Source organism: Pseudonocardia sp. SID8383 (genome assembly GCF_009864975.1).
Classification (GTDB): Bacteria; Actinomycetota; Actinomycetes; order Mycobacteriales; family Pseudonocardiaceae; genus Pseudonocardia; species Pseudonocardia alni.
In genome coordinates, this window is sequence record NZ_WWFY01000124.1 from 1 (window position 1) to 998 (window position 998).

The following is a 998-nucleotide window of genomic DNA, read 5'->3' on the forward strand; positions in this document are numbered from 1 at the left end:
GCGGCGACCGTGTCCCCGGTCGGCCGGACCGCGCCACCGCGGCGGGTCGTGCGGACGGTGCCGCGGTGGACGCGGCGCACGGCGTTGCCGGCGCTCCCGCTCCGCCGGCCGTCCCGCCAGCCCCCGACGGTGAGGGCGTGGAAGATCGGGGTCTCCTCCTGGATCTCGTCGTGCGACTCGTGCCGGCCGGGGAACGGCCAGCTCTCCTGCGCGGCGCGTCGCGCCCGGATCGACGACTCGAGGCCACCCGCAGCGCTGTCGAACTCGTACACCCGCCGTACCTCCTGCTCGCCTGACATGTGGGGACCCACGGCCTGGTCCGTATCGCGTACACCCGGTACCGCCGTTCGGCCCACTCACCCGGTCAACGGGTGACACACGAGAGGGGAAACGGGGGTGACAGTTCTGGTTGCGAGGTCCCCTCGTACGAGTGGCGTGACCGGTCCAGGACTCTCCGTGTTGTCTACGGAGCGTGTTCACCCGGCCTCCTCCTGGAGCAGTCGGTGACGTCGGTTCGGAGTCCGGCCCGTCGGAAGCCCTCGGCGACGGGTCCTCGCCTCGGCCCAGGTGACCACGATCCGGCACGTCGCGACCACCATGCGGCGGTGCGTCACCACATCGCCACTCCTTCGTGCCGGTGCGGCCCACGGAGTGTCGACTACACGGGTGTAGTTCGACGGAAAGTCACGAATGGCTGTCAGCACTGCTCCGTCCGTTCCGGCGCTGGGCCGTCCGGGGTGCAGTGCTCGGGGGCCGGGCCGTCACCGTTGCGTGCACCGCGCCACCCCGGCCGATCCGCCCTACCGTCGTCCCATGACGGAGCGGACCGGGCGGTCCGCCGCTCCTGCCGGGAGCGGCATCCCGCGCCCACGGCACGACGACGACCCTGCCCTTCGCGGGCGCGCGTCCGCGGACGGGCACCACGCGGAACCGGCGCACGCCGCGGACGAGGACTCCGGCGCCGGGCACGCACGTGTGGTCGCCCCGCGGCCCGCCGA

Annotated in this window: 2 protein-coding genes; one reads left to right on the plus strand and one right to left on the minus strand. The window is 73.4% G+C overall.

Annotation, left to right across the window (positions count from 1 at the left end; translation table 11 throughout):
* Positions 1–272: hypothetical protein (locus GTW08_RS02880; RefSeq protein ID WP_161151358.1), on the minus strand; the 272-nt coding region annotated here is incomplete at its 3' end.
* 541 nt (positions 273–813) lie between these two features.
* Here GTW08_RS02880 and GTW08_RS31420 point away from each other — a divergent pair.
* The coding region (locus GTW08_RS31420) for a hypothetical protein (protein WP_237453486.1) at positions 814–998 on the plus strand (185 nt) is incomplete at its 3' end.